The 23,550-nt window shown below is 67.2% G+C and carries 21 protein-coding genes; 8 read left to right on the forward strand and 13 right to left on the reverse strand.

Annotation, left to right across the window (positions count from 1 at the left end; genetic code table 11):
- Positions 1–408 precede the first annotated feature (408 nt).
- The 3 genes from ON22_RS09045 to tnpB form a co-directional block, all read right to left on the reverse strand.
- The gene (locus ON22_RS09045) at positions 409–1,686 is read right to left on the reverse strand and encodes an FAD-binding oxidoreductase (protein ID WP_033245073.1); all 1,278 of its coding nucleotides are present in this window, start codon (positions 1,684–1,686) and stop codon (positions 409–411) included.
- Positions 1,687–1,963: 277 nt separating this feature from the next.
- Complete coding sequence (locus ON22_RS09050) at positions 1,964–2,728, reverse strand: sporulation protein (RefSeq protein ID WP_033245074.1); 765 nt, start codon at positions 2,726–2,728, stop codon at positions 1,964–1,966.
- Positions 2,729–2,771: 43 nt separating this feature from the next.
- Positions 2,772–4,085, reverse strand: a complete 1,314-nt coding sequence (gene tnpB / locus ON22_RS09055; protein WP_051157342.1) for an IS607 family element RNA-guided endonuclease TnpB — start codon at positions 4,083–4,085, stop codon at positions 2,772–2,774.
- 457 nt (positions 4,086–4,542) lie between these two features.
- Between tnpB and ON22_RS09060 the strand changes: the two genes are divergently transcribed.
- The gene (locus tag ON22_RS09060) at positions 4,543–5,844 is read left to right on the forward strand and encodes a prenyltransferase/squalene oxidase repeat-containing protein (RefSeq protein ID WP_156052338.1); all 1,302 of its coding nucleotides are present in this window, start codon (positions 4,543–4,545) and stop codon (positions 5,842–5,844) included.
- 12 nt (positions 5,845–5,856) lie between these two features.
- Here ON22_RS09060 and ON22_RS09065 read toward each other — a convergent pair whose 3' ends face one another.
- The 9 genes from ON22_RS09065 to ON22_RS09105 all read right to left on the reverse strand — a co-directional run bounded on the left by ON22_RS09065 (position 5,857) and on the right by ON22_RS09105 (position 13,873).
- Complete coding sequence (locus tag ON22_RS09065) at positions 5,857–6,582, reverse strand: lysophospholipid acyltransferase family protein (RefSeq protein ID WP_033245076.1); 726 nt, start codon at positions 6,580–6,582, stop codon at positions 5,857–5,859.
- Between the two features lie 119 nt (positions 6,583–6,701).
- The gene (locus ON22_RS09070) at positions 6,702–7,676 is read right to left on the reverse strand and encodes an ROK family protein (RefSeq protein WP_033245077.1); all 975 of its coding nucleotides are present in this window, start codon (positions 7,674–7,676) and stop codon (positions 6,702–6,704) included.
- Positions 7,673–8,194: a hypothetical protein gene (locus ON22_RS37880; protein WP_231508638.1), complete on the reverse strand. Its 522-nt coding sequence runs from the start codon at positions 8,192–8,194 to the stop codon at positions 7,673–7,675. The genes ON22_RS09070 and ON22_RS37880 overlap by 4 nt, the downstream gene beginning before the upstream one ends.
- Positions 8,191–9,540, reverse strand: coding sequence for an ArsA family ATPase (locus tag ON22_RS09080; RefSeq protein ID WP_081595438.1), 1,350 nt, complete (start codon positions 9,538–9,540; stop codon positions 8,191–8,193). The genes ON22_RS37880 and ON22_RS09080 overlap by 4 nt, the downstream gene beginning before the upstream one ends.
- Positions 9,541–9,620: 80 nt before the next feature.
- Positions 9,621–10,058, reverse strand: coding sequence for an SRPBCC family protein (locus ON22_RS09085; RefSeq protein WP_033245079.1), 438 nt, complete (start codon positions 10,056–10,058; stop codon positions 9,621–9,623).
- A gap of 42 nt (positions 10,059–10,100) precedes the next feature.
- Positions 10,101–10,478, reverse strand: a complete 378-nt coding sequence (locus tag ON22_RS09090) for a hypothetical protein (RefSeq protein ID WP_033245080.1) — start codon at positions 10,476–10,478, stop codon at positions 10,101–10,103.
- 400 nt (positions 10,479–10,878) lie between these two features.
- Positions 10,879–12,003 (reverse strand): glycosyltransferase family 4 protein, encoded by a 1,125-nt coding sequence (locus ON22_RS09095; RefSeq protein WP_033245081.1) that lies wholly within the window; start codon positions 12,001–12,003, stop codon positions 10,879–10,881.
- A gap of 45 nt (positions 12,004–12,048) precedes the next feature.
- Positions 12,049–13,131 (reverse strand): NlpC/P60 family protein, encoded by a 1,083-nt coding sequence (locus ON22_RS09100; RefSeq protein WP_033245082.1) that lies wholly within the window; start codon positions 13,129–13,131, stop codon positions 12,049–12,051.
- Between the two features lie 163 nt (positions 13,132–13,294).
- Entirely contained in the window at positions 13,295–13,873 is a 579-nt protein-coding gene (locus ON22_RS09105) for a C40 family peptidase (protein WP_033245083.1), read from the reverse strand.
- Positions 13,874–14,428: 555 nt separating this feature from the next.
- Between ON22_RS09105 and ON22_RS09110 the strand changes: the two genes are divergently transcribed.
- The gene (locus tag ON22_RS09110) at positions 14,429–16,195 is read left to right on the forward strand and encodes a DEDD exonuclease domain-containing protein (protein ID WP_033245411.1); all 1,767 of its coding nucleotides are present in this window, start codon (positions 14,429–14,431) and stop codon (positions 16,193–16,195) included.
- Positions 16,196–16,393: 198 nt separating this feature from the next.
- A complete protein-coding gene (locus ON22_RS09115; protein ID WP_033245084.1) occupies positions 16,394–16,669 on the forward strand; it encodes an Lrp/AsnC family transcriptional regulator in 276 nt (91 codons plus the stop codon).
- Between the two features lie 84 nt (positions 16,670–16,753).
- Here ON22_RS09115 and trpD read toward each other — a convergent pair whose 3' ends face one another.
- Positions 16,754–17,812 carry an anthranilate phosphoribosyltransferase gene (gene trpD / locus ON22_RS09120; RefSeq protein ID WP_033245085.1) on the reverse strand — a complete coding sequence of 353 codons (1,059 nt, stop codon included), beginning with the start codon at positions 17,810–17,812 and terminating at the stop codon, positions 16,754–16,756.
- A gap of 427 nt (positions 17,813–18,239) precedes the next feature.
- Here trpD and ctaE point away from each other — a divergent pair, with 427 nt between their 5' ends.
- The 5 genes from ctaE (at position 18,240) to ON22_RS09145 (ending at position 23,549) form a co-directional block, all read left to right on the forward strand.
- Positions 18,240–18,848, forward strand: a complete 609-nt coding sequence (gene ctaE, locus ON22_RS09125; protein WP_033245086.1) for an aa3-type cytochrome oxidase subunit III — start codon at positions 18,240–18,242, stop codon at positions 18,846–18,848.
- A gap of 44 nt (positions 18,849–18,892) precedes the next feature.
- A complete protein-coding gene (gene qcrC, locus ON22_RS09130; RefSeq protein WP_081595433.1) occupies positions 18,893–19,756 on the forward strand; it encodes a cytochrome bc1 complex diheme cytochrome c subunit in 864 nt (287 codons plus the stop codon).
- 102 nt (positions 19,757–19,858) lie between these two features.
- Entirely contained in the window at positions 19,859–21,007 is a 1,149-nt protein-coding gene (gene qcrA, locus ON22_RS09135) for a cytochrome bc1 complex Rieske iron-sulfur subunit (protein ID WP_033245412.1), read from the forward strand.
- Positions 21,004–22,641: a cytochrome bc1 complex cytochrome b subunit gene (gene qcrB / locus ON22_RS09140; protein WP_033245088.1), complete on the forward strand. Its 1,638-nt coding sequence runs from the start codon at positions 21,004–21,006 to the stop codon at positions 22,639–22,641. The genes qcrA and qcrB overlap by 4 nt, the downstream gene beginning before the upstream one ends.
- Before the next feature lie 209 nt (positions 22,642–22,850).
- Positions 22,851–23,549: a TetR/AcrR family transcriptional regulator gene (locus ON22_RS09145; RefSeq protein ID WP_197039682.1), complete on the forward strand. Its 699-nt coding sequence runs from the start codon at positions 22,851–22,853 to the stop codon at positions 23,547–23,549.
- Position 23,550 lies beyond the last annotated feature (1 nt).

Genomic DNA, 23,550 nt, shown 5'->3' on the forward strand with positions numbered 1-23,550 from the left:
TTCGTGTTGTGTGGTCCTGGCATCCGAACCGACGGCCGCGGGAGACGGTGGGCCCTCCGAACGATCGACATCTCGCCGCCCGACCGGGCCGGGTCTGCCGCCGATAGAACCACCCCGAATGCCCCACCTCTCCCGGGGTGGGGCCCGCCCGGTTCTGGAGCGACGGAGCGGGGGAGCGAAGCGGAGGAGCGCAGGAGTGAAGAACCGGGCCCAACAGGGCCCCACCCTCGAGACGCGGAGCGTCTCCAAAATTACAGCCCGCCCCTTCCCGGATGGTCTGCCCGAAGCCCGGCTGCTACGTAGCTGGTCTGCCCGAAACCCGGCTGCTACATAGCCCCGGTACGGATGGTCGACCCCGAAACCCGTCGCAACAAGCCCGCCGCGCAGCCCCCGACTTCTCCCGAGAACTCAATCCACCGATTCGTACCGGATGCTGTTCTCCGACCGGCAGATCTCCTCGATACCGGTCACGATATCCCGCAGTTGCTCGGAGGGCAGCGCATACGGTCGCAACCGGCAGGTGAAGGTGATCAGCCCGTGGTCGGCCGCAGGCAGGCTGTGGGCCGCGGATTCGGCGCGCAGATAATCCGACCGCACCCCATAGGTCATGGCGGAGATGACAGTGAAGCAGCCCGTCCGTTCCCGGTGCCCGTTGAACAGATCGTGCAGACGGTAGAAGACCGATGTGTAGTTCGACAGCGGAGCGAAAACCCCGACCCGGTAGGCGGGCCCGCGCTCCGATGAGCTGATCACCGTATCGGCGAGATATTCGGCATCGCGCAGCGTCAGCACCTTGGGGGTGAACATCACCGCGCCCGCCGCCGCGTTGCGGACCGGCATACCGGCCTTGCCGCTGCTGGCCGAGGCGATGGCGCCGAGCGATTTACGGGCCCGGCTCCCGACCTCGCGGCGGGCGCGCAGGGAACGCGTGGGCGCGGTGGGGTAGAGGCTCGACCACTGGCCGAATCGGACCGTGCCCAGCTGCACCTGCCCGGCGCCCACCGGGCGGGTCACCTTGAGCGGCGCGGTATCCACCCAGCGGCCCACCTGCAGGACCGAGTCGCGGGGGGTGGCGATCTCGCTGTAGGCGTAGTCGAGGAAACTGTCGAAATCCAGGAAGCGGTGCGAATCGGTGGACAGCCAGGTGTTGTCCTTGTCCACCTCGACCGCGTCGAGGGTCAGTGCCGTGATGATGCCCGCCCGGCCGCCCGCACCGAGGATGCGATGGAAACGTTCGGTGTGATGGGTGCGCCCGCAGGTACCGATCCGGCCGTCGGTGTCCACGTACTCCAGGTCCACGATCCGGTCGATGAACAACCCGTACCGGTGCGAGGAGGTGCTGACACCGCCGACCGAGGCGAATCCACCGGCGGTGATCTCGCGATGGTCGCCGACGACCGGTAGGCCCAGTCCGTGCGCGGCCAGGCGGCGGTCGATATCGGACAGCCGGGCGCCCGCCTGGACCCGTACGGTCCGGCGGCCGAGGTTCAGATCGACGATGGCGTTCATCCGGCGCAGCGAGACCACGGCCTGCTGATCCGGCAGAGAGAGGCCGTCGGTGGCGGGATCGCCGCCGTGAACGGTGAGCGGCCTGGCGTGATTCCGGGAATTCCGCACGGTGCGAACGACATCCGCGGTGTCGCGAGGCAGGTACTCGGCGGGGGAAACGATGTGCGGCGTGCTCATGGCACGAAAGCTAACCACAGCGCGGCGGCCGCGGCGATATCGAATCACAGATCTGCTCCCGCCTGCCTGTCGAATGGACCGTGACCTGTGGGTTTACCCCGCTCTCGACCGGGGCGGGGGAACACCGCGGACGATGCCCGGCCATTCGAGCGATGTCCAGGGGGATTTCGCTGCCGGGACCGGTTCGCGCGAGGTGAGTCTCCCGCGCCCGGGTCGACGGTAGGTGAACGTCTACCGCCGACCCGGACAACTCCGGTGTACCGGCGTGGCGAATCCGTCAGCGGGCCAGCAGATGCAACCGCTGCCCGATCACCTCGACCCAGTTCACCTGTTGGAAGGTCGCGAAATCGACTCGGATCGCATCCTGTACATCGCGGCCCGGCGCGAACATCATGGCGCGTTTGTCGGCTTCCAGTACGACATACATGCCGTGTGGGTCGGCGAGGAAGGTCACCTCGAGCTGGTTCAGGCCCGGAAAGCGCGGTGAGGGACCGAATTCGATTTCCTGGAAGAACGGCAGCCGCTGCGGGATCCGGTCCACGCGGCCCGCCTCCACATCGGCGTGCCGGAGCCCGAAACCCCACGACTCGACGGCCGCGAGCAGCACATGCTGCGGCGGCAGAGCACCGATACCGATGGGATCGGTATCGGCGGCATCGAATCCGCCGTCCACATCGACCCGGGTGCGGACCGCCACCGCGGTCCCGTGCAGATGCCGGCCGTTGTAGAAGGTGATCGGCGTTTCCCACGGCGTGACCAGTTCGAACCGGCCCTCGAGGGGATTCCCGGGCCGCAATTCGAACGGGCCGAATACGGGCAGCTGGGCGAACGCCATATCGAGCAGCTGCTCCCCGTCGTCGTATTCCCGTTCCGCCCGGGTGATCAGCTCAACCGAGACCCCGTTGATCCGCACTGGCCGATCTTGGCAGCGCATCCGGATCACCCCCTGTATCGGCTGCCCCGGCTGCACGCCCGGTGTGAAGAGTTCGGTCTCCACCTCCGTGGAGTTGGTGCCGAGCGCACCCAGCAGAGTTTTGAACATCCGATTCGTCTCCGTTCGATGAAGGCGTGAGGCACTGCCGCGTTCATCGAGCCACCACCTCACGGTTGTGGCGTTGAGTCGCATGCGACTCTTCCCGCAGCAGTCCGATTGCCGACGGCGCAGACGCCGTCGGTCTGACACCGGTTCTGTCGGGCTGCTCCCGCACCAACTGTGCGGTGTCCGCCGCGAGAGCGGCGAGATTCCTGGCTGCGTTTTCGTCCCGATCGAGGACGATCCCGCATACCGAACAACAGTAGGTTCGCTCCGACAACCTCAGCTTGGTTTTCACTGCGCCGCAGCCAGAGCAGGTTTTCGATGAGGCAAACCAGCGGTCTGCCACCACCAGACGTACACCCGCCCACTCTGCCTTGTAGGTGAGCTGGCGGCGGATCTCAGCCCATCCGGCATCGGAGATATGGCGTGCGAGTCTGCGGTTGCGCACCATCCCGGCGACATTCAGGTCTTCGATCACGACCGTGTCGAAATCACGCACCAAACCCGACGTCAGCTTGTGGATGTCGTCACGCCGCAGGTTCGCTACCCGCGTATGCGTGCGAGCGACGCGGGCATTGGCCTTGAGCCACCGATTCGACGGTTCCGTCCCAGTTCTGCGGTCCGGACTATGCTTCCGGGCGCACGCCCGTTGCAGGCGACGCAGCTTTCGCAGGTCGGCGCTGAAGCGCCGCTGATGGGGTATTTGCACGCCGGTGGACAGGGTAGCGAGGTGCTTCAGACCGAGATCGACGCCCACGACACGATCACAGGTACGCGGCACCGGGTCATGGTCGGGCAGGTCGACCGAGAACGACACATGCCAGCGGCCACGCTGATACGACAGCGTCGCCGACCGTATACGCGCCTGGCCTGCTTCGATCTTGCGTGCCAGCTTGCGAGTGGATTCCGCAGTACGGACAATGCCGATGACCGGCAACCGGATGTGCCGACGGTCGCGGGCGAGGCCGAAGCTCCCTGTCGAAAACCGGCACGCCTGCCGGGCGCGGTGCTTCGATTTGAAACGGGGCAGCTTTGCCCGGCCCGACCTCCAGTTGCCCAGGGCAGTCGAGAGATTTGCGCAGCCCGAGGCGTAAGCTTCTTTGCTGTTCTCCGACCACCATGGCGCGTACTCGGCTTTTGCTGCATTCCATGCCCTACGCAGGCTGTAGGCCGATGTGTCGATCCAAGGTGTGAGTTCGTCGCTGCTCAGCCCGTAGGTCTGCTCGGCGCGGCGTTGCGCCCAATTGGCGCGAACCTGCGCGAGGCACCAGTTATAGGCCACACGCGCCGCTCCGCAGTGCGACCGCATCGACTTCGCCTGAGTGTCGGTCGGCTCGAGCGTGAACAGGTAGGCCCGGATCATGACGCGCCCCGGGGTGGATCGCCCCTGATCGTGTCCCTCGCGGCAGCCGCGCGTCGGGCGGCCGACCGTCGCGCGTGTGGGCGGGCGCACATCGTGGTCCGGTATTCGGTCATATCGTGTCCGAACCCATCGGCTGTCGCGTCATGCGACCGGAATCGTTCCCATGGGGGTTGCCGAGCTTGCAACGGCAGCGTCCCGGCATAGGGCCAGTTGTGTGCGATCCGGTACGAGACACCTTCGTCTCGGCCCCCGCCCTCGGCTTCACGCGTCCATCTTTGCGTAGAATGGCTCAAATTTCCACATCACAAAGACAACCGGGGACCGTGCTACCCGGTGCGCGACGCTGAATATCGGCAGTGACCGTCCTGCTTGAACCGAATCGGGTATAGTCTCAATTGTTGCTGTTTTGTCCTGAGGGGCAGGGTGTTTCACTTATCCGGGGGTCGAAATGTCGTATGTGGACGACCGTATCGATCGCGCAGCGGATTGGTTTGCTCGGCATGTCGTAGGTAACGGTGCTGGCTACGTAGGGTGGGGATGGTCCTCCGATGTGCCGCCGAATCCACAGGACTCCGCCGAGGTCGTATGCGCGCTTGCTCGGATCGGGCACCCGATTCCCGACGAGTCCACTGTTCTGACTTTGATTCGCCGAGGAGTGGTGCGGCACAGCAGTGAGGTCGACTGGGAATTCAATGCGCCGGTTGATGCCGCCTGGCGGCTCCGGGCGCTCAAGTGCCTCGGAGGGAGCCGGGCCGAACTCGAATCCTGTCGTGAAATTCTGATCACTGCACAGGACTCCGAAACTGGCGGGTGGCCTCTGGGCGATAGCGTGACTCCGATATCGATGACCGCTTCTGTGGCGGCTGTGCGAGCGTTGACCGAACTGGGTTCCGAGGATGAACGCGCGGCGCGTGCCGCGCGCAAAGGTGCCACTTTTCTCGTTTCCGCGATGCTCGAGGGTGGTCCTCAGGTTGAACCGATGTACGCGTCGGCGCAGATCGCCACACTCTTGGCGGTTCCACAGATCACGGCGCTGGGCGGTGACCGAGTTCGGCGAGCGAAGGACCTGGCTGTCGATCGGGTTCTGAGTTTGCTCCCCTCGAACATTGGCAGGCTCGAGGAAGAATCTATTCGGCGCGGGCAGGTGACGCAGACCTGGTATCATGCGACACTGCAGCAGTCGGTGTCGGCCTTGACGGCAGGCGGTGACAAGCTGATCTTCCACCCAGTATTTCGCGAGGCATTTATCGAGTTGCTGGATTTTCAGCAACTGTCTCCGGTTCACAGCGATCGTGGTGGTTTCCGGACCTCGCGTGAGGGCTTCATCACCACCTATGCCACTGCGCAGGCAGTCCACGCGCTGGCCGATGTCAGAACGCTGGTGGGGGACCGGGTGAACCCCGCGAGGGTCTTCGACATGCTGTGTCAGCGTGAAGGGGGCCACCACACCGACCCACAAAACGTCGTGCCGATCGGCAGGTCGCCGATAATCATGAACAGCCCGGCAGGCGCCGCGTTCTTTGCCCTGGGCAGTTCAGCCGGGGTCACGATCGCGCTGCTGGCTTTGCTGTTCGCCGAGGAACTCGGAAAGGTCGGAAGCCGGGCACTCGTCGCATGGGGCGTCTTGTGCGCGTTTCTCGGCATCTACGGATTCGCGGCCACCCGGTTGCCTCGAATCGGGAAACGGAAGGTCGCGGCGGTTACCTTCGCCGCGTTCACCGCAGTCGTCTTCCCGGTCGTTACTTTCCTGCTTTCTTGAACCGTCGTCGGGTCAGCCTGCGGCGGATTCCGGAATTCGCGGCGTATGCGAGGACGGACCGGAAGGTATGTTCTTCTTCAGGCTGGCGGCATACACGTCGACGTATTCCTGCCCGGACATCTGCATCAGCTCGTACATGACCTCATCGGTCACCGCACGCTCCACGAACCGGTTACCGGCCATACCTTCGTACCGGGAGAAATCGATCGGTTTACCGAATTTCACGGTCACCTTGCGGCGGCGCCAGCGGAACGGTCCGGGCGGGCTCACCTCGTCGGTGCCGATCACAGCCACGGGGATCACCGGGACCCCGGTGGTCAGCGCGACCCGCGCCATACCTGTTTTGCCCTTGTACAGCCGGCCGTCGGGGGAACGGGTGCCCTCCGGATACAAACCCACCAGGCGACCCTCGTCCAGCAGTGCGCGGGCGGCATTGAGCGCATCCTCGGCCGCATCGGCGCCGCTGCGATCGATCGGATATTGGCCGGAGGCGCTGAAGAAGAACTTCTGGAACCGCCCCTTGAGACCCGGAGTATGGAAGTACTCCGCCTTGGCCAGATAGTTGATCCGGCGCGGGCTCGACAGGGGCGCGAACAACCAATCTGCGAACGACAGATGATTTCCCGCCATGATGGCCGCACCGTCGGCCGGGATGTTCTCCACACCTTCCACCTCGGGCCGGTTGTAGAGATTGATGAACGGACCCAGCAGCACGAACTTGAGCAGCCAGTAGAACATGACGTCCTTACTCCGGGAATCGGGATGGAAATGTGAAGAGCCTCGGGTGCCGACTCTACCGCCGGTCACAGAACTCCTCCAAGCCCGGCCATGTTAATTCTCTGTCTGTGGCGTCGTGGTCAGCGGCCGGCGATCAGGGCGGTGCGGGCGAGTTCGGCGGCGCCGATCATTCCGGCTGCTTCGCCCAGTTGGGTGGTGCGGATGCGGGCGAGGGGGCGGTGGCCGTGGCCGGTGACCGAGGCCGCGTATTCCTCGCGGGCTTCGTCGAGAAACAGTGGCGCCGAACTGCTCACTCCGCCGGCGACGACTACCAGGTCCGGGTCGAAGATATCGCCGACGAACGCCAGGCCCAGGCCGAGCCAGCGAGCGAAATCGGCCATCACCCGCAGGGCCAGCGGGTCGCCGTCCTGGGCGGCGCCGGCCACCCGGCGGCCAGTGAGTGCACCGGGGTCGGCGATCACCTCTTTCGCCAGCAGCGACGGCGTGGAATCGGTGGCCACCAGTTCGATCGCGGATTCGGCCAATGCCGTTCCGCTGCAATACCGTTCCCAGCAACCCCGTTTACCGCAGCCACAGTCGCGGCCGCCGGGGACGACCTGCAGATGCCCGAGTTCCGGTGCGACACCGTGGGTACCGCGATACAGCACACCGTCGATCAGCAGCGCGGCGCCGATCCCGGTGCCGATGGCCACCAGAACGACATTGTGTCCGCCCGCTGCGGCGCCGAACCGGTATTCGGCCCACATCGCGGCATTGGCGTCGTGCTCCAGCAGGACGGGTAGGCCGAGACGGTCGGTGAGGCGTTTCGCCACCGGCGCGTCGCGCCAGGGGAGATGCGGGGCGAACCGGACCGTGCTGCGATCCGCCGAAACGAACCCGGCCACGGCCAGGCCGACGGCGTCGATCTCGTGGCGGTCGCCGAGTTCGCGGACCGCACGTCCGAGCGCGCCTTCCAGCGCCGGCGCCGAATGCGGGGTCGGGCACTGCACGGTATCGAGCACCTCGCCGGTCCCGTCGACCACCGAGGCACGGATATTCGTCCCGCCGATATCGACCCCCACGGTCAGTGGAGCGCTCGGAGCGGAAGTGCTCATGGCTTGATGGTTATGGGTATACCGACATACCGGGACCTTCCGGACGCGGCCGCGCCGGCGGTCGGCTCGGCCGGGGCGCCGGTGTCCGGCCGAGCCTCCCGGTCGTCCGCCGCGGCAGTGGATTCGCCGGCCGGTGGTTGGTCGCCCGAATCGGCCGCCGTGCCGTGCCCGTGCTGGTGTCCGGTTCCGGACCGGCCGTGCGCGGCCGCGGATCCTGCTCCGTGACCATTCGGCATCACCGGATCGACCGGTTCCCCTGCGAGCGCTTCCCGCAAGATGGTGACGATCGCCGTCCCGTGTGCCGCGACGGTCGCCAGTACTTCGTGCTGTTCCCCGCGGACCAGTGCGGCCGCGGCGCACAGCGGGCACCAGGTGCAATTGCCCCATTCCGGTTTGTCGTCCGCGGCCGCGTCGCGCAGTACCGGTTCGACCCGCTCCAGCACGGCTTCTGCGAGCAGGCGCAGTTCCTCGGCGAATTCGGCGATACCCTCCGGCTGCCGGTAATCGGTCCCGGTCATCGCGGCCACTCCTGCGGGTTGGGCCGGAAACGGACCACCAGGTATCCGTTGTCCAGCTCGGCGGTGCTGACGGTGCAGCGGCGCAGTACCGGCGCCAGGCGCAACCGCCGGCGCACGCCGTCGGCTCCCACGATCAAATCGTCCTCCACTCGTCCCAGGCGCAGCGTGGCCGGATCCGCTACCGGTAGCTGGATACGCAGCGCATATACCGAATGCAAACCCGCCCCCGATTCCAACCGGACGGCGGGCACCGCGGCCGTCGCGGCCGCCGCCGAACCCGCATCGTCGCGCATTGCCGCGTTGCTGTCACGCCGAACGGCCCCGGCGTGGCCGGTATCGCTCACGGGTTCGGTGCAGCCTTTCCCGCCCGCAGGCACGCGGTCGTTCCCGCCCGCGAATACGCGGTCGCCGGTGTACTGCGCCGGAACGACGCAGGACAGTCCCGCGAGCGGGCCGATACCCACCGGTTCGGCGCCGGTATGGCCGGCCACGAGGACCGGGATCTCCGGCATCGACCGGCGCAGTCCGGCGATCACATCCCATTGTTCGGCGTAGCGATGCGAATACCAGCGCACCGCGGGATGCTGCGGTTCCGGCCCCGCTGGCGGAACCTCCGGCAGCACCTTGTTCACCACCACCGCCTGCAGACGTAGCCCGAGCAGCGCTGTCGCCGACCGCACGCGCGCCGATTCCGCGACCGCCACCCGTTCGGCCAGGGTGATCAGCCGGGCACTGGTGCGTTCGGAATCGGCGAGCAGATCACGGACCTCGGTGACGGCGGCGACGATCCGCTGCATCGTCGCCGCCAGAACCGCGCGCCGCAGATCGGTGCCGATCGCGCTCATCATCCGCTGATGCGGCGGCCAGATCCGGTCCAGGTAGCCGAGCAGAGTTTCCGGCGCGGTGAGAATGCGCAGCATATCTGCGGTGGGCGGACAGTCCAGGACGATCACATCCCAGTCGTCGTCGGCGGCGTACTGGGTGATCTCCACCAGCATCAGCAGTTCCTGGACACCCGGCAGCCCGGTCAGCTCCGCCGGATCCAGCGCCCCCAGGTCGAGCCCGTGGTCGTGACCGGGATCGGCCGCCAGCACACCGGCGATCTCCCGGAAACGGTCCTCCAGCAACGCCAGCGAATCGAGTTCGATCACGTCCAGACCGGGGACGACCCGGATGATTCCGGGCACCGCGCCGGGGTCGTGCGCGAACCGGAAACCCAGGGCGTCCCCGAGCGAATGCGCCTGGTCCAGCGAGGCCACCAGGACCCGCCGGCCTTCCCGCGCATATCCCATGGCCTGCGCGCAGGCCAGCGTCGTCTTACCGACACCGCCCTTGCCGACGAACAATTCCACCCGCGTCCGCGCGCGCCGGGTGTGGCCCGGCGCGCCGTCGGGTCGGGCCTGCGCTCCGGTGCTGCGCGGCCCGGTCAGCCTTCGACCCGTTTCTTCAGTTCCTCGAGCGCGGTATCGGTGATCACCTTCTCCGCCTTGCGTTTGAACATGCCGATCATCGGAATGGTCAGATCCACGGTCAGTTCGTAGCGCACCTCGGTGCCCCCGTCCGGCTGCTCGGCGAGTTCGTAGCGGCCGTCCTGCGCCTTCTGCAGGTCACCGCTGACCAGCGTCCAGCTCACCGCCAGGTCATCGGGCCGCCAGGTGTAGGACAGCACGTAGGTGTCCTTGACGACACCGGCGTCCAGCACGAATCGAGCGGTGCGCGCGCGACCGTCGGGTCCGGTTTCGAGTACCTCCACCGATTTGGCCGCCGATACCCACTCCGGGTAGGACGCCAGATCGGCGATAACGGACATCACCTGCGGGGCGGGCGCCGCGATGACGATCGATCTCTGGGTCCGGTCGGCCATAGGTTCTCAGTGGTTCCTTTCGGCGGTGCGGTATGGAATTCGTCAGTTCCCGGGTGAAACTCCGGCCGGTCGATCGCCCTCGAGCCGATCCTTGAGTTCGAACGACATCACCTTGCCCGCGACCCGCCGCTCCCGGTTGGCCGCGGCGAGTTTGCGCTGCGGCAGCTGCCGCGACGGCTCGGCGTGCAGGAAGTAGTGCAGGATCACCCCGTCCAGCGAGGGTTCCAGCCACACCTCCATGGTGCCGGTCAGTGCCCCCTGCACCGCCCAGCGAATACCCTTGTCGCCCCGGTCTTCCCGGACATCGAGTTCGAGATCGGGCCACCAGCGCCGCCATTTTCCCGGGGCGGACAGCGCGGCGGCCACCGCGGCACCCGGCGCGGCAAGAAATGTCTGGTCGGCGACCTGGATACTGCTCACCCGGCTGAGCGTAGTAGATGCTGAAACATGCGGCGCCTGCGGCGCCGGGGGTTTTGGCCCGCTGTGTTTATTTTGCGCCACCTGCGGCGGCGCGGGTTTCGGCCCACCTTGGTCCCTGCTTTCCGCGCTCGACACTCGCGGCTGCGCCGCATCGCATCGAGCACGGAAAGCAGGGACGGGCCGAAACCGCTCAGGGCCTCGCTGAACTCGGCTGTGCCGCTGGGCGCGTTGGGGCCGGTGTGGGCGGGATCGTTGAGGGGCTTGCTGGACTCGACGGTGCCGCTGCCGCTGGTCGGGGTGGTGTTGTTCGTGGGGCGAGATCTTTCAGGGTCCCGCTGGGGTCGGCACCATGGTGGTCGTTCTCTGGGAGTCGGGCCGGGCAGGGACGAAGCCCGAGGTCTTACAGGAATCCGCGGAGGCGGGCGCCCAGGGTGTCCCAGCGCCAGTGGCGGTCGACGAAGGCGCGGCCCGCGGCGCCCATGGCGGCGGCCGCGTCACGGTCGGCGAGGATATCGCCGATCGCTTCGGCGACCAGGTCGGCGCGGCGGCCGTCGACGACGCGACCGGTTTCGCCGTCCAGCACGGTTTCCGGTGCACCACCCGACATTCCGGCAACCACGGGGACTCCGCTGGCGGAGGCCTCGAGATAGACGATGCCGAGACCTTCGACGTCCAGGCCCGCGCCGCGGGTGCGGGCCGGCATGGCGAAAACATCGGCGATGGTGTGGTGGGCGGCGAGTTCGGCCGCGGCGACCCGGCCGGTGAAAACGACATCGTCGCCGAGGCCGAGCGCCTCGGCGAGGCCGCGCAGCCGGTCTTCGTACGGACCGCTACCGGCGATCACCAGGACCGCGCCGGGGATCCGTTCCCGGATCCAGCGCATCGCGATCAGCAGGACGTCCTGACCCTTGCGCGGTACGAGCCGGGAAAGACAGAGAATCGTGGGCCGGTCGCCGAGGTTGTAGCGTTCGCGCAGTTCGGCGCGGGCGGCGGGGTCGGGGCGGAACTTCTCGGTATCCACGCCCGGCGGCAGATGTTCGAGCGCGGCGTCCGGGCCGAAGGCGGCCGCGAACCGGCTCCGGGTGTATTTGCTGACGTAGGTGACGATATCGGTGTTCTCGCCGATGACCCGCAGCGCCTGCCGCGCCGCCGGCAGCATCGACCAGCCCACCTCGTGACCGTGGGTGCTGGCGATGATCCGTTCCGCGCCGGCCCGGCGCAGCAGCGGCGACAGCAGCGCCAGGGGAGCGGCGGCACCGAACCAGACCGTTTCGCAGCCTTCGGAGCGCAGCAGCTTCCGCGCGCGGCGCGCGACGGCGGGGGTGGGCAGCATGAGGGAGGTGGGATGGCGGACCACCTGGAACGGCTGCTGCGCGTCGAATCGGGTATGGCTGTCACCGCGCCAGCGGGGCGCATAGACGACCAGATCGTCGGGCGGCAGCTGACCGGTCATTGCCTGCAGATAGGACTGGATACCTCCCGGACGCGGCGGGAAATCATTGGTAACCAGCAGAGTTCGAGCCATACGACTCACACTATTGGCGAACGCTGCCCAGCGCCGCTCCGGGGCTCAGTAGCGGCGCGCCGAATGGTAAGGGGTGGAATCCACCGGCGCGACGGCCACCGGAACTCCGAAGGTGGAGGCGTGCAGCATGAGGCCGTTACCGGCGTAGATACCCACATGGGAGATGTCGTCGTAGAAGAACACCACATCGCCGGGCTGTAGATCGGCGCGGTCCACGGGCGTGCCGTAGGCGGCCTGCGCCGAACTCGTGCGCGGCACCTGCTTGCCGACCTGCGCGAACGCCCACTGCACCAGGCCCGAGCAGTCGAACTGGTCGGGGCCGGTGGCGCCCCAGACGTAGGGGTCGCCGACGCGGGTGAGCCCGGCGGCCAGCGCGCTGGTTCCGCTGCCGGGGACCAGGTCCGCCAGCAGGCTGTCGCGGTCGAAACCGGGCGGGAACGGGGAACCGGCCAGCGCGGTCCGGTCCGCGGTGGACAGACTGCCCCAGACCTCGATGACCTTGGCGACCGCGTTCTGCAGATCGGTCTGTTTACGACCCACATCGTCGCGGACGGTATTGGCCTGATCGGTGGCGGTGCGCGCGGTATCTGCAGCGGCCCGGGCTGCCGATTGCGCGGCCGTGGCCGCGTCGGTGGCGCGTTTGTACTGTTTGAGCTGGTCCGCAGTTTGGGTGGTGACCACGTCCAGCGTCGACATCTGGTCCAGGAGTTGCTGGGGTGAATCGCTGACCAGTACGGAGAACAACCGGTTGGTGCGCGTGCCCTGGTAGGCGGCGATGGCGGTGCGATCGATCATCGGGCGGTACTTGGCGACCTCGTTGCGGGCCGCGTCGACGGCCCCGGTGGCCGCGGCGACCTCGGCGTCGGCATCGCGCTGGATCGCGAGTTTCGCGTCGAGATCGGCCTGCGCGGTGAGCGCCTGCTGATTGAGCTGTTCGGCCTGCCGGGACAGGTCGATCATCTGCTGGACCGCTTCGGTGGCCGAGGCGGGTGCGGGTGCCGGGGCCGGATCGGCGCCGGCGGGGCCGCCACCGTAGAGCGCCGCCGCCAGGAGTCCCGCCGCGAGGACGGTGCGGGCGGGCCGGCGAGAGGGCCCGAGATTGCGGTGACTCCGATGATGTGTTGCCACGGCCTGCCGTGCCCCGCTCTCCCTGTGACGCTGTGCGATGAACCGGTGAAGGTCTCGATCAGATTACGGAACGGGCCCGCGGGGTGTCCAGTACGGCACGGAACGGTCACGTCGTCGGATGAAAGTACCGCGTCATGTGGATCCCCGCGGGACCGCGGCCGGCTCAGTAGCGGCGCGCCCCGGCGAACGGCATCGACGAGATGGGCGCCAGCTGAACCGGGGTACCGGAGGTGGACGCGTGGACCACATTGCCGTCGCCGGCGTACAGGCCCGAATGGCCGCCGCCGTAGAACGAGATCACATCGCCGGGACGGAGGTCGTTGAGCGAGATGGGGGAGCCGGCGGACAGCTGGGCGCCGCTCGTGCGGGGTAGCTCGAGTCCTGCCTGTCTATACGACCACTGCACCAGGCCGGAGCAGTCGAAGGCGTCCGGGCCGGCGGCGCCGTAGACGTACGGTGCGCCGACCTTCGACAGTGCGGCGTCGAGGGCCAGATCGCCGGCGGTCTTGGTGGGGGTGACGAAAGGCGGCGGGGTGGCGGGGGAATTCGGCGCTTCGACGCCCGGGATGCCCGCGGGGATCGGGATCTCGTTGGGCACCTCGAAGGTTCCTACGCCGTGGATGGTCACCGGCTGGGCAGCTGCCGGTGCGGCGGGCAGCAGGAACGCGCCCAGGGTGGCAGCGCCGACGGCTCCGGTTACGGCAGCGCGCCGCGCCTGTCGCTTGACGGTGTTGAACGCCATGATGCGGTCCTTCCGATCTCCCCGCCGGCGGTACCGGGTTGGTGCGCCGAACTCCGCGAGGTCTCGAAAAGATTACGAACAGATCACGGTGGTTTGTAAAGCCTGAGACGTCGATAAGCGTGGGTCGGCCAGTTTTCCGGTGGCAAATTATGCGAGTTGGGTCACAGTCGGCGATTCGGTTGCGTCGCGGTTACGTCCGGCCGGCTCGTGGCGGATCGATCGGTCGCGTTACAGCGGATTCGATGGCGAATGTCATGCGATTTCCCCGGGGCGAGCGGGTTGATGTCGCAGTGGTGACAATGGCTTGAATGTGATGCGGCCGAATATTTGCCCTGGGCGGTGGAACAAGTTTTGGGCCGACCGACCATTTTTCGCGCGAACGGGCAATTGGATAGCAAATAAGCATCGACTGTGAACTGGCGCACATATATGTGGTGAATGGGCTCCCGCTGGGGAACAGGAACAGGTTCCGCTGTCTGTCGCAGCGATCGTCACGGTCCGGTTTCGCCGAACCTGTCGGACCCCGTCCGTACTCTGCTCGCCGTGTCCGAATCGATGCCGCTGCACGCCCGGCAGCTGGCATTCGATCAACTCGATACCCCGCTCTACGACACCACTTTCGTGATCGTCGACCTGGAAACCACCGGTACCAGCCCGGCCGAGGACGCCATCACCGAGATCGGCGCCGTGAAAGTGCGCGGTGGCGAGGTGCTCGGCGAATTCGCCACGCTGGTGGATCCGGGGCGGTCCATCCCGCCCGCGGTCGTCCAGATCACCGGAATCACCACGGCGATGGTGCGGGCGGCGCCCACCATCGACGCGGTCCTGCCCGGTTTCCTGGAGTTCGCGGCCGGGGCGGTGCTCGTCGCGCACAATGCTCGCTTCGATATCGGCTTCCTGAAGGCCGCGGCGGCACGCTGCGAAACGCCGTGGCCCCGGCCGCAGGTGGTGTGCACGGTGCGTCTCGCGCGGCGGGTACTCGGCCGCGACGAGGCGCCCTCGGTGCGGCTCGGCTATCTGGCGCAGCTGCTCGGGGCCAGTACGACACCCACCCACCGGGCGCTCGACGATGCGCGCGCCACCGTGGATGTGCTGCACGCGCTCATCGGCCGGGTCGGTAACCAAGGAGTGCACAGCCTCCCCGAACTGATCGACTACCTGCCCGATGTGACCGCGGGCCAACGCGCCAAACGCGCCCTCGCCGTCGACCTACCCGCCGCGCCCGGGGTCTATCTGTTCCGCGGACCGTCGGACGAAGTTCTCTATATCGGGACCGCGGTGAATCTGCGGCGCCGGGTCCGCAGCTATTTCACCGGTTCGGAAACCCGCGGCCGGATCAAGGAGATGGTCCGGCTGGCCACCCGGGTCGACCATGTCGTGTGCGCGCACGGGCTGGAAGCCGGGGTCCGGGAACTACGGTTGCTGGCCGCGCACGCGCCGCCCTACAACCGCCGGTCCAAATTCCCCAAGCGGGCCTGGTGGATCGCGCTCAGCGCGGAGGCCTTTCCCCGGTTCACCGTGGTCCGTGACCCGGCCGGCCCGGCGGTCGGTCCATTCCACGCGCGGGCCGCGGCCGCGGATATCGCCGCCACCCTCGCCGAATACTGCGGGCTGCGTACCTGCACCGCCAAGCTGGCGCGCACCGCACTGCACACCTGCGCGCCGGAAACGGTCGGTGGCTGCCCCGCGGCGGCCGATACGCCCCGCACCGCCACCGACTACGCCCCGGCCCCCGCGGCCGCGCACGCACTCTTCGCCGGTACCGACGACGCGGCGATCCGCGACATGCTGGCCCGGATCGAGAACTACGCGACTTCCGAACAGTACGAATCCGCCGCGCGCCTACGCGACCGCGTGGCCGCCGTGATCCGCGCCCTGCACCGCATCCAGCGCCTGGCCGCGCTGGCCCGGCTACCGGAACTGATCACCGCCCACCCCGACGGCGCCGGCGGCTGGGAATTCGCCGTGATCCGCTACGGCCGCCTCGCCGGCGCCGGAACCGCACGCCGCGGCACCCCACCGATGCCGGTGGTCGAACAGATCGTGGCCGCCGCTCAGACCGTACGTCCCACCGGTGGGGCGGCGGGCCCTGCGGAATTACCCCTGGCCGATGCCGGCTCTCGACCCCCGCCGCTGCGGGGTGCCCCACCGGAGGAGGTCGGGGTGATCGTGCGCTGGCTGGAACGCCCGGGCGTGCGAATCGTCCGGACCACCGAGGGCTACGCGGAACCTGCCCATGGCGCGGCGCGCTGGGCTGCTTGGGCCGACGCGGCGGCGGACGCCGCGCGGAGTGAGCATTCCTACGCCGAGGAGAGGAGCTAGTCGTCCGAGGCGCGGGGTTTCGCCGCCCGTGTCCAGCCGAGGCCACGGTGGACGTGTCGACATCTGCTCGACGTAGACCCCGACGGCGTCACCGAGGTCGCGGCGACCGGTTTGGTATGGCGTGACCAGGTGAGGACGCCCGAGAAGGGCGGTGTTCGATAGCCACAGAGCTATCAGACACGCAGTTAGGCTGTTCCCATGATTACCGCGATCGTTCTGATCCAGGCCGATAATGGGCGCATCCCGGAGACCGCGCAGGAGGTGGCCGATACCGAGGGCGTCGCCGAGGTGTACTCGTGTGCGGGCGATGTCGACCTGATCGCGCTGGTGCGGGTACGCGACCACGAACAGGTCGCCGAGGTGGTCACCGCGCGGATCGACAAGGTGGCCGGGGTGCAGCGCACCGTCACCCATATCGCGTTCAAATCGTATTCGAGCGCGGATGTCGAAGCCGGGTTCTCGATCGGGGAGTAGCGGCGCATTCCCGCTCGGTCCGGTCCGCGGCGGCTGGTGGGTGAGGCGGGGACGGTGGCCATCGACCGGCCGGCCGTTGACCGTTCAGTCCTCGCCGAGGGTTCGGGTGAGCGCAGCCCAGCGGTCCAGTAGGGCCGCGGCCGCGCCGTTGTCGATGGCGGCGGCGGCGCGTTCGATCCCGGCGGTCAGGTGATCGTCGAGGTCACCGTCGAGTTCCGTGCCGCGGGACAGATCGTAGGCGGTGATCGCGGCCGCCGAGTTGACCAGGACGGCATCGCGTACCGCACCCGGATCACCCGCGAAAACATCCCGGGCGACCTGTGCGTTCACCTGGGCATCACCGCCGCGCAGCGCGTCCAGATGAACCCGGGGGATACCGAGTCGTACCGGGTCGATCACCGTTTTCCGGACCCGGCCGCCGGCCACCACGTAGGCGTCGGTGGTATCGGAGGTGGTGATCTCGTCCAGGCCGTCGTGGCCGCGTACCACCAGCGCTCCGGCCCCGCGGTCGGCGAAGACGCCGGCGATGGTTTCCAGCAGATCGGGGAATGCGCAGCCGACCAGCCCGGCGCGCGGCTGGGCCGGGTTGGTGAGCGGGCCCAGTACGTTGAAAACCGTCGGGATCCCGATTTCCTTACGTGCCGGACCGGCGAAACGCAGTCCCGAATGGAACAGGGAGGCGAAGCAGAACCCGATCCCCACCTCGCGCACGCACCGGGCCACCGATTCCGGGCCGAGAGCGAGTTTCACACCGAGCGCTTCCAGCACATCCGCGCCGCCGCTCTTGGAGGACGCGGCCCGGTTACCGTGCTTGACCACCGGCACCCCGGCCGCGGCTACCACGACCGCGGACATGGTGGAAATATTCACCGACCCCGACCGGTCGCCGCCGGTGCCGACGATATCGACAGCGTCGCCGTCGACCTTCACCAGGCGCGCGTGGCCGAGCATGCCGCGCGCCATACCCGACAGTTCGGTGGGGGTGGGGCCTTTGATCTTCATGGCCACGCCGAACGCGGCGATCTGGGCGGCGGTGGAGTTGTCGGTGAAGATTTCGTCGATCACCCAGGTCGTATCGTCCGCGGTGAGGTCGTGTCCGTCGGCGAGGGCCCCGAGCATCTGGGGCCAGCTGCGCACGCTCATCTCAATCTCCTCGTCGCGCCGATACCGGTGACCGAACGGTCATGCAACACCCTAATGTGCGCCGTGCCGGGTAGCGCAGCGCTATCCGGGCGCGGATGGGTCCGCCAGGGGTATGCCTGTCCGGAGCGGAGGGTGTGCGCGGCGGGTCGTGGGTCCGGAACGGGCCCCTACTGCTGCCCATCCGGGCGGAATGAGGAAGGCGGGCCGGTCGAGATCGAACCATCTCGGAGAGCCGGTGTCGCCGGGTGGGCGTGCCCCGGGGACACCGGGTACCGCATCTGCGCAGGTTCGCAAGCTGGCCCGGCGCCGGAGCATCCGACACGCCGGGCCGGTGCGAGAGACGCGCTGAGCCGGTGAATCCCGACACAAAAGATCAAGATGGGAACCCGACTTCGACTGTCGTACTACGAAGAGTCATACTTACCCCGTGACGACCGCAGTAGGTACCTCAGGATCGGCCATAACCCAGCGTGTGCATTCGCTGAACCGGCCCAACATGGTCAGCGTCGGTACCATCATCTGGCTGTCCAGCGAGCTGATGTTCTTCGCCGGCCTCTTCGCGATGTACTTTGTCGCGCGCAGTCAGGCGCCCGAATGGCCCATGCCGCCGACCGAGTTGAACCTCGGCCTGGCCATCCCGGTCACCGCGGTGCTGATCGCCTCGTCGTTCACCTGCCAGATGGGTGTGTTCGCGGCCGAGCGCGGTGATGTGTTCGGGCTGCGCCGCTGGTACACCCTGACCTTCTTCATGGGTCTGTTCTTCGTGCTGGGCCAGGCGTACGAGTACGTCCACCTGGTCGACCACGGCACCTCGATTTCGAGCAGCTCCTACGGATCGGTGTTCTACATCACCACCGGTTTCCACGGCCTGCACGTCATCGGCGGTCTGATCGCTTTCCTGTTCCTGCTCGCGCGTACCAAGATGAGCAAGTTCACGCCCGCGCAGGCCACCGCCGCGATCGTCGTCTCGTACTACTGGCACTTCGTCGACATCGTCTGGATCGGGCTGTTCGCCGTGATCTATTTCATCCAGTGACGCCGGCTGCCCACCACGGTTCCGTCTACTCCAAAGGGACACAGATGAGTTCATCGCCCCCGACAGCGCCAGCGCCCGCCAGCGGTGGGCACGGCGAGGCCAGCAAGAAGCGCAGGCAGCGCCGCATCCGCCGACGGATCGCGGGTGGCCTCGCGCTCATGGTGGGCCTCGTCGGAGCCGGTTTCCTCGCCTCTGCGTTCACCCCCGAGCCCCAGGTCGCCACGGCGAACGAGGATTCGGTGGCGCTGATCCGCGAGGGTCAGCAGCTGTACGAGACTTCCTGCATCACCTGTCACGGCGCCAACCTGCAAGGTGTGCCCGACCGCGGCCCCAGCCTCATCGGCGTGGGCGAAGCGGCCGTGTACTTCCAGGTGTCCTCCGGGCGTATGCCGATGGTCCGCAACGAAGCGCAGGCCGAACGTAAACCTCCGAAGTTCGACGCCCACCAGACCGATGCGATCGGCGCCTATGTCGCCGCCAACGGCGGTGGCCCGACCGTGATCCGCGACGCCAACGGCGAGATCGCCCAGGAATCGCTGCGGGGCGGCGATATCGGCCGTGGTAGCGAACTGTTCCGGATGAACTGCGCCTCCTGCCACAACTTCACCGGCCGCGGCGGTGCCCTGTCCTCGGGCAAGTTCGCTCCGCCGCTGGACCCGGCCTCCGAGCAGCAGATCTACGCCGCGATGCTCACCGGTCCGCAGAACATGCCGAAGTTCTCCGACCGGCAGCTCACGCCGGAAGAGAAGCGCGACATCATCGCCTACGTCAAGGACTCTGCCGAAGCGAAGGATCCCGGCGGCTGGGGTCTGGGTGGTTTCGGTCCCGCCACCGAGGGCCTCGCCATCTGGGTGATCGGCATCGTGGCGGTTGTCGGTGCCGCGATCTGGATCGGATCCCGGACATGATCGGGCCGGTATCCGGTGCCGTCCGCCGTAGCTGCGGCGCACGGCCGGGCATGCCCCAGTGGAAGGGCCTCAGCCATGAGTGAAGAACAGGAGCGAAACGAGATGGGTCGCCTGGACAAAGATTCCGCGGCCGCGACCCCGGCGGAACCGACCGAGGCCGAACTCGACGCGATGTCGCGTGACGAGCTGGTCGAGCTCGGCACCGCACGGGACGGTGTCGAGGTCGTCTACCGGAGGGAACGCTGGCCGGTGCCGGGTACCCGCGCGGAGAAACGCGCCGAACGGCAGGTCGCGATGTGGTTCGCGATCTCCGGTCTGGCCGCGGCCGCCCTGGTGGGTGTGTTCCTGTTCTGGCCCTGGGAGTACAAGGGCAAAGACGACTCCGGCCACGGCATCTATTCGCTCGCCACCCCGCTGTACGGCCTGACCTTCGGTATCTCGATCCTGGCCATCGGTATCGCGGTGGTGCTGATCCGCAAGAAGTTCATTCCCGCGGAACTGTCGGTCCAGGACCGGCACGACGGCAAGTCCAGCGAGGTCGACCGGCGCACACTGGCCGCCCAGCTGTCCGACGCCGGCGAGACCTCCACCCTGGGCCGCCGCAAGCTGATCACCCGCACCGCCGGCGCCGGCGTCGGTGTGCTGGGTATCGGCGCACTGCTGGTGTTCGTCGGCGGCATGGTGAAGAACCCGTGGGCCAAGGGCGATAAATCGCCGCTGTGGGTGTCCGGCTGGACCCCCGACTACGAGGGCGAAACCATCTACATCCGCCGCGATACCGGCCGTCCGCAGGACATCGTGCTGGTCCGCCCCGAGGATCTCGACGCGGGCGCCATGGAAACCGTGTTCCCGTGGAAGGAATCCTGGCGTGGTGACGAGCATGCGACCCTGCAGTCGCTGCGCGGTATCCGCAACTCCGTGATGCTCATCCGCCTGCGGCCCGAGGATGCGAAGAACGCGATCAAACGTAAGGGCCAGGAGAGCTTCAACTTCGGCGATTACTTCGCCTACTCGAAGATCTGCACCCACCTCGGCTGCCCGACCTCGCTGTTCGAACAGCAGACCAACCGGATTCTGTGCCCGTGCCATCAGTCGCAGTTCTCCGCGACCGAATGGGGCAAGCCGATCTTCGGTCCGGCCGCACGGGCGCTACCGCAGCTGCCGATCACCGTAAACTCAGAGGGGTACCTGGTCGCCAACGGTGACTTCATCGAACCCCTCGGCCCGGCCTTCTGGGAGCGTCGATCATGAGTGCTGGAACCGGTGTAGGCCGCAAGATTGCGGCACAAGCCAACGAAATGGACGAGCGCTATCGCGGCGCCGCCTTTGTGAAACGGTCGATCAACAAGGTGTTCCCCACCCATTGGTCGTTCCTGCTGGGTGAGATCGCGCTGTACGCGTTCATCATCCTGCTGCTGTCGGGTATCTACCTGACGCTGTACTTCGACCCGTCGATGGCGCATGTCACCTACGACGGCGCCTACCAGCCGCTGCGCGGTGTCGGGATGTCGCGGGCGTACGAGACCGCGCTGAACATCTCCTTCGAGGTGCGCGGCGGCCTGTTCGTCCGGCAGGTGCACCACTGGGCGGCACTGCTGTTCGCGGCGTCGATCATCATCCACCTGTTCCGTATCTTCTTCACCGGTGCGTTCCGTAAACCGCGTGAAGCGAACTGGGTGATCGGGTCGCTGCTGCTGATCCTGGCCATGTTCGAGGGCTTCTTCGGCTACTCCCTGCCCGACGACCTGCTCTCCGGTACCGGTCTGCGTGCCGCGTTCTCCGGCATCACCATCGGCGTTCCGGTGGTGGGCACCTGGCTGCACTGGCTGATGTTCGGTGGCGATTTCCCCGGCGACATCATCGTGCCGCGTCTGTACATCGCCCATGTGTTGTTGTTGCCGGGCATCATGCTGGCGCTCATCGCCGCGCACGTGGCGATCGTCTGGTATCAAAAGCACACCCAGTTCCCCGGCCCGGGCCGCACCGAGAACAATGTGGTCGGTTCGCGGATCGTCCCGGTATTCGCCGCCGACCAGGGCGCGTTCTTCGCCTTCACGCTCGGTTTCGTGGCCCTGATGGGCGGGTTGTTGCAGATCAACCCGATCTGGAACCTGGGTCCGTACAACCCGTCACAGGTGTCGGCCGGTTCGCAGCCGGACTTCTACATGATGTGGACCGACGGTATGGCCCGTCTGATGCCGCCCTGGGAGCTGTATCTGGGCCGGTACACGGTGCCCGCGGCCTTCTGGGTGGCGCTGATCATGGGCCTCGTGTTCGTGGTCCTCATCGCCTACCCGTGGATCGAGAAGAAGCTCACGGGTGATACTGCCCGGCACAATCTGCTGCAGCGGCCGCGTGACGTCCCGGTCCGCACGGCGATCGGCGCCATGGCGATCACCTTCTATGTGGTGCTCACGCTGTCCTGCGTCAACGACATCATCGCGCTCAAGTTCGATATCTCGTTGAACGCGACGACCTGGATCGGTCGTATCGGTCTGCTGCTCGGACCGCCGATCGCGTACTTCCTGGCCTACCGGTTCTGCATCGGCCTGCAGCGCAGCGACCGGGCGGTGCTGGAGCACGGTATCGAAACCGGCGTGATCAAGCGCCTGCCGCACGGTGAGTACATCGAGGTGCACCAGCCGCTGGGCCCGGTCGACGACCACGGCCACCCGCTGCCGCTCGAGTACCAAGGTGCGGTGGTGCCCAAGAAGATGAACCAGCTGGGTTCGGCCGGTCAGCCGGGCACCGGTAGCTTCCTGCGCCCCGATCCTCCTTCGGAGAGCGAACACCATTTCGCGACCGAACTGGAAGAGGAGCACCGGCAGCTCGCCATCCTCAAGCGAGTGCAGGACGAAGCGCGCTCGAACGGGCACGAACACTGACCTGCGGCCGGTTCGCAATATCGCCCGATGGCGCCCTCGGAAATTTTCCGGGGGCGCCATCGGCGTTTTCGGGGCCGGTGACGGATCGATGCCGGTCGCCGGCAGCGTGCTCACCTCATGCGAATCAGCGGCATCGGGCGCCCGCGCCCATATAGTTGACTATTTTTGAAATTTGGTCATATAGTCATGAAATGTCATCCGGAATGCGTGTGCGAAGCGAAGAAGCCCGTAGGGAACGGGCCGCGCGGATACTCGACGCCGGCGCGGAACTGATGCTCCGCATCGGGGCGCGCCGGATCACGGTCGACGAAGTGGCCGATCGTGCGGGAATCGGTAAAGGCACCGTCTACCTGCATTGGAAGACCAGAGACCAGCTGCTCCTCGCGGTGTTGCAGCGTGAGGTGGCCCGATCGCTCGACCGGCTCGTCGCGGCCCTGCGCGCGGACCCCGCGGTGGCGGCGCTGCACAAACTCACCGAGGTCCAATTCCTCGGCGTGATGCGCCAACCCCTGCTGCGCGCGATGTACACCGCCGATTCCGACGTGCTCGGTAGATCTGCCGGGTTGCACGCCGCCCAGGATGATCGGCACCACCGCCTCTTCGAGGAATACCTGTCGATGCTGGCGGAGCACGGCCTGCTGTGTGCGGATATGCCGGTACCCGAGATCTCCTACGGCTATCACGCGGTGCTGCACGGCTATCTGAACGAGGATTCCTACGAGCGGGGCGCACCGGATCTCGCCCTGGAACGGAAGGCGCAGCTACTGGCCACCACCGTGCGCCGTGGTTTCGAACCTCCCGGAGAAATCCCCCTCGAGATACTGCGGGAAATCTGTCCCGCCGTCACCGAATTGTTCGCCGAAGCGGCCGGTCTGAGCCGGGCAAGCCTGTCCGGCAGCGAGGATTGAT

It is taken from the genome of Nocardia carnea NBRC 14403, from assembly GCF_000308515.1.
Lineage (GTDB): Bacteria > Actinomycetota > Actinomycetes > Mycobacteriales > Mycobacteriaceae > Nocardia > Nocardia carnea.